The 4,828-nt window shown below is 36.4% G+C and carries 6 protein-coding genes; 5 read left to right on the top strand and 1 reads right to left on the bottom strand.

Going from position 1 to position 4,828, the window contains the following annotated elements; genetic code table 11:
• Nucleotides 1-243: 243 nt before the first annotated feature.
• A complete protein-coding gene (locus ACXJIE_RS08225) occupies nucleotides 244-891 on the top strand; it encodes an ABC transporter ATP-binding protein (protein WP_456480490.1) in 648 nt (215 codons plus the stop codon).
• Nucleotides 878-1,645, top strand: coding sequence for a flagellar biosynthetic protein FliR (gene fliR / locus ACXJIE_RS08220; RefSeq protein WP_456480489.1), 768 nt, complete (start codon nucleotides 878-880; stop codon nucleotides 1,643-1,645). The genes ACXJIE_RS08225 and fliR overlap by 14 nt, the downstream gene beginning before the upstream one ends.
• Here fliR and ACXJIE_RS08215 read toward each other — a convergent pair.
• Nucleotides 1,635-2,159, bottom strand: coding sequence for a phospholipase D-like domain-containing protein (locus tag ACXJIE_RS08215; protein WP_456480488.1), 525 nt, complete (start codon nucleotides 2,157-2,159; stop codon nucleotides 1,635-1,637). The two genes, fliR and ACXJIE_RS08215, sit on opposite strands and share 11 nt — an antisense overlap.
• 46 nt (nucleotides 2,160-2,205) lie before the next feature.
• On the opposite strand from ACXJIE_RS08215, the gene ACXJIE_RS08210 reads away from it, so the two are divergent.
• From ACXJIE_RS08210 to argS, 3 genes are all read left to right on the top strand, one after another.
• The gene (locus ACXJIE_RS08210) at nucleotides 2,206-3,432 is read left to right on the top strand and encodes a hypothetical protein (protein ID WP_456480487.1); all 1,227 of its coding nucleotides are present in this window, start codon (nucleotides 2,206-2,208) and stop codon (nucleotides 3,430-3,432) included.
• Between the two features lie 2 nt (nucleotides 3,433-3,434).
• Nucleotides 3,435-4,058 (top strand): guanylate kinase, encoded by a 624-nt coding sequence (gene gmk / locus ACXJIE_RS08205; protein ID WP_456480486.1) that lies wholly within the window; start codon nucleotides 3,435-3,437, stop codon nucleotides 4,056-4,058.
• Nucleotides 4,058-4,828 (top strand): arginine--tRNA ligase domain-containing protein (gene argS, locus ACXJIE_RS08200; protein WP_456480485.1); only part of this gene is annotated, 771 nt, incomplete at its 3' end. The genes gmk and argS, both read left to right, overlap by 1 nt.

Below are 4,828 nucleotides of genomic sequence, written 5' to 3'. Positions count from 1 at the left end.
TGCTTTTAAATATTCGTCAATTAAATAAAAAATTGTTATAATTCTTTGCTCCATAAAAACCTCCCAAAGCTTTTTATGGAGCTCTAACAATTTTTATTCCTTATTTAACTAGCAATTTGGGTTATATAAATACACGCATTTTTCAATATTCTAATACACCAATAAGCTTAATAACCTCAAAAACTTAACAACATTAAAGATCAGTATTATAAACTTTTGCTATAATTCTCAAAAAAGGCCGGTATGTTAAAAGCTGTAAACCTTACCCATTCGTTTGATTATCTGCTTTTTGAAAATGTAAATTTGGAACTTAAACCTAAAGAAAAAATAGCGATAGTCGGAAGCAGCGGAAGCGGAAAATCGACGCTTTTGCATATATTGTCCACTTTTTTAAAACCTCAAAAGGGTGAGGTTTTTATAAACAGTAAGAATATTTACTCTTTAAAAGAAAAAGATTTAATAGAAATCAGAAAAAAGGAAATAGGAATTATTTTTCAGTTTCATTATCTTTTCAACACCTTTACTGCCCTTGAAAATTTGCAGGCCGCAGCCCTTTTAAGCGGCGAGAGTGTTGATTACGAACTGCTTGAAAGGCTCGGAATAAAAGATGTTATCAATCAAAATATACAGACTTTAAGCGGAGGACAGCAGCAGAGGGTAAGTATCGCCAGAGTGCTTACTAAAAAACCGAAAATAATATTTGCCGACGAGCCGACCGGTAATCTTGATAAAGCTAACGCTTATGAGGTTATAGATGTTTTAAAAGAGTACTGCAACAATAACGAAGCGGCACTGATTACCGTTACGCACGATACGGATATTGCCGGTAAATTTGACAGGGTGCTTGAGCTTAAAAACAAGAAACTGGCAGAAACAAATGGAGATAATTAATTATCTCACACCCGTAAACGTAGTGACTTATCTTTTACTTTTTGTAAGAATAGCTTCTTTTTTGGCGTTTTTGCCCTTTTTTAACTATACTGCCGTCCCTGTGAGTGTAAAAGCGGCTTTCGCTTTTTGGCTGTCAATCCTTTTGTTTCCCGTTACGCCTAAATTCGCTTATGAAATCAATGCCGCTACTGTATTGCTGAGCGTTTTTAACGAAGCGGCTTTTGCGTTTTTTGTAGGAACGGCGCTTCAGATAGTGTTTGATATTTTAAAATACGCCGGAGAGCAGATAAGTTTTGTAATGGGATTTACTTTAGCAAATGTAATGGATCCAAACGCCGGTGTTCAGACCACTATTATTTCGCAGTTTTTTACATGGGTCGCAATTTTAATATTTTTGAGTTTCGGAGGGGACCATTTTGAAATTCTTTTTTTAAACAAAACACTTTCGATGCTTCCGTTCGGGAAATTTTTCAGTTATCACAACGTATATGAATATTTTATCAGTTATATGGGTAAGTATTTTCTTTTAGGCGTCGCAATAGCCTTTCCTATAATAGCCGTTTCTTTGATGGGGGATATAATATTCGGGATGATTATGAAAACCATGCCCCAGTTCAACCTTCTCGTAGTCGGTTTTCCCATAAAAATAACAATAGCGTTTATCGTTCTTATAGCGATTATTGCATCCCTTATGCAGCTGTTTTCGGCTGAAATGCAAAATGTTTTTGATTTGGTGTTTTCATTTATCGGCTGAGTCTGTATTTTTTTGACTCTTTTTTTAATCGTTTAAAAAATTTATTGAATTTTTTTATCAGTCCTGTTTCTTTGCTTATTAAAATATATTCGTAATTTTTATAAAAGGCGCTGTAGGAGTAGTTGGCGCTTCCGGTAATTAAATATTTATCGTCCACAATGGCAAGTTTTACGTGCATTTTTGCTTTGGAACCGTCTTTGTATTTTCGGCCTGAAAGAAGATAAACATCAAAATTTTTAATAAGGGCTAAATTGGGAATTGCCGAATATCTGTATTTCGCTTCTTTTTTGTCCGCTATCAGGGTTATTTTAACGCCTTTTTTTGCGGAGATTTTTAGTGCACGTGCCAGTTTTTTGTTAGTAAACGTGTACATACATATTTTTATGGTTTTTTTTGCATGTGTAAATAAATAAAAAAGTTTTTTTTCCGCCGTTTTTCCGTTATACGGCATAAAAAACACTTCATTTTCCGCAAACAGGGCTATTGCTAAAATTAAAAACAATATTTTTTTCAATTCGGCGCCTTTTTTATTATAATTATAGTAAAAAACGGGGTTAAACATGAAAATTCTTTTAATTACGTCAAATGCCACGATTGAAAAACTGTTTGTTTTAAGTGCGGAAAAGAAAGGTGATGAGGTTGACATAGGCCTTCCCGATAATCTGCCGGAGGGAGAGTACGACGCAGTTTTTTTAGATAAAGACCAATATACCGAAGAACTGTTTAAAAATCTGAAAAATGTTTACGGTAATGCAAAATTCGTATTGATAGTTTCTAAAAACGATGAAAAAATTTTAGGTTTTGACGAGTATCTGACAAAACCTTTTTTACCGACCGATTTAATGGAACTGTTGGAAAAACTTCCTATGATCTCTTCGGATGAAGATTATAAAACTTCGGAAAACTTCAGTGATGAGGAAATGGAGGATTTAAAAGATCTGGATTTAGAAGACGATTTCGGCTCCGTAGGGGAACTTAAGGATCTTGAAGATGAACTTGACTTTGATTTGGAAGATATGGATGAAGAGAATGTTTCGGATGAAAATGTTGAACCTTTGGACGAGCATACTTACACTGAAGACAATAATTCCAAAGAGCCGGCTTTTGACGATGAGCTGTTTGATGAACTTGAAAGCGAAAAGGATTTGAAAGAATTAGCTCAGACTGAGGGACTTGATGAGGAAGATTTCGAAATAAGCGAGGAGGAATTGGAAAGCGAAGCCCCGGATGATGACATTGAAGAAAGTTTTGAAATTGATGAAAACGAACTTGTTTATGATGAAAAAACGGAACCGGAAATTGCAGGATCAGATATTGAAAGTCTGCACGAGGAAAAAGATTTGCCGGAAAATGATGAAATGACCGAAAGTTTGGAAGAGGAAACTGTAGAGGACATCTCGGAAGATGTCGACAAATTAGGACGAGAAGAACTGGAAGATTACAATATAGAAAATATTTTGGAAAAAGAGGATGTTTTGGAAAATGAAGAGCATGATGAGTTTGTAAATCTTGATGAAAACGAACTTGCCCGGGTTTTGGGAGAAGAGTTGGAAAACGAAGAACAGGAAAAAGAGAGGGAGGAATTAGATGTGGAAAATGAGAAACATATTGAAGAAATAAATATAGATGATAAAATTCCGGAAATAAAACAGACGAGGGAACTTGAAGAACTCGTAAACGAAAAACCCATAGAAGAAAAAACACTCGGAAGTATTCTCAATATAAACTGGGAAGAGCTGAAAAAAGCAAAAGCAAAAGTAACAATAACAATAGATTTCGGAGATTAAAAATGAACGGAAAAAGCGGAAGTATATTGGTGGTTTCGGGTCCGAGCGGCAGCGGTAAGACGTCTCTTGCAAGAGTCGTGTGCGAGGAACTCGGAGACAAGGCGTATTTCAGTATTTCAAGCACAACGAGACCTGTCAGGGAAGGTGAAAAAGAAGGGGTTGATTATTTTTTTTTAACCAAAGAAGAGTTTATAAAAGACATAGAAGAAGGATATTTTCTTGAATGGGCCGAGGTTCACGGCAATTTTTACGGAACGAGCAAAAGACAGATAGACGCAGCGCTAAAAAAAGGGCAGATTGTATTTCTTGACATAGACGTTCAGGGGTATGAGCTTGTAAAAAAATCGTATCCGGATATTACAACCGGTATTTTTGTAACCACCCCGAATCAGAAAGTGCTAAAAGAGAGGCTTTTAAAAAGAGGAACTGAAACGGAAGAGTCTCTTAAGGTAAGAATGTTTAATGCTCTTAGGGAGATGCAAAAGATTGACGAGTACGATTATCTGCTTATAAACGACGATTTTGACGAGGCGAAAGAATTTTTAAGAAGTGTGGCGATTGCAAGCCTTATTAAAAGAAGCAAATACGATATTGAAGAATTTATAAAAGAATGGAAAGGAAATTGATGAAAGAAAAAGTTGCTAAGCAGTTTGAAAAACATTTGGGTGAAAATCCGCCTTTGAGCAAACCTAAAAACAAGGATTTCGGCCATTTTGCCGTGCCGATTTTCAAATATGCGAAAATGAACAAACAAAATCCCCAGGAATTTGCCAAAGCTTTATGTGACGCATTGGGAAATTGCGAGGATTTTGAAAAGGTAGAGGCCGTAAGCGGATTTGTAAACATTACGTTAAGCGATAAATTTTTAAATGAATTTGCCGACAAAGTATTAAATGAAAAAGAAAATTTTGCCAAAGGCAGCGGCAGGGAAAAAATCCTTCTTGAATACATTTCGGCCAATCCGACAGGCCCCCTTCATATAGGGCATGCAAGAGGTGCGGTGTTCGGGGATGCGATTGCAAGAATCGGAAGGCATATCGGATATGACGTTGTTACCGAATATTACGTAAACGACGCCGGGCGTCAGATTACGCTTTTAGGGCTTTCCGTATATCTTGCGGCAAGGGAGATTTTGGGGCTTGAGGTTAAATGGCCAGAAGAATACTACAGAGGCGAATATATAAAAGATTTGGCTGCAGAAGCTATAAAAGAATTCGGCGAAGATTACTTCAAAGCGGAAATTGAAGCTGAAAATTTTAACGACGACAGGCTCAATATGTGGGCGAAAGATAAAATGCTTGAATTAATCAAAGAAGATATTAAAGCCTTAAACGTTACGCCGTTTGATAACTGGGTGAGCGAAAAAGAACTTTACAAACACTGGGACGAGGTTAGG

The sequence above is a fragment of the Nautilia sp. genome (assembly GCF_053994455.1).
This window is presented reverse-complemented; position numbering and strand designations above follow the sequence as displayed.

Excerpts from the sequence above, each read along its gene's own strand:
- ACXJIE_RS08225 (WP_456480490.1), top strand. The coding sequence starts at position 244 with ATGTTAAAAGCTGTAAACCTTACCCATTCGTTTGATTATCTGCTTTTT.
- fliR (WP_456480489.1), top strand. The coding sequence starts at position 878 with ATGGAGATAATTAATTATCTCACACCCGTAAACGTAGTGACTTATCTT.
- ACXJIE_RS08210 (WP_456480487.1), top strand. The coding sequence starts at position 2,206 with ATGAAAATTCTTTTAATTACGTCAAATGCCACGATTGAAAAACTGTTT.
- gmk (WP_456480486.1), top strand. The coding sequence starts at position 3,435 with ATGAACGGAAAAAGCGGAAGTATATTGGTGGTTTCGGGTCCGAGCGGC.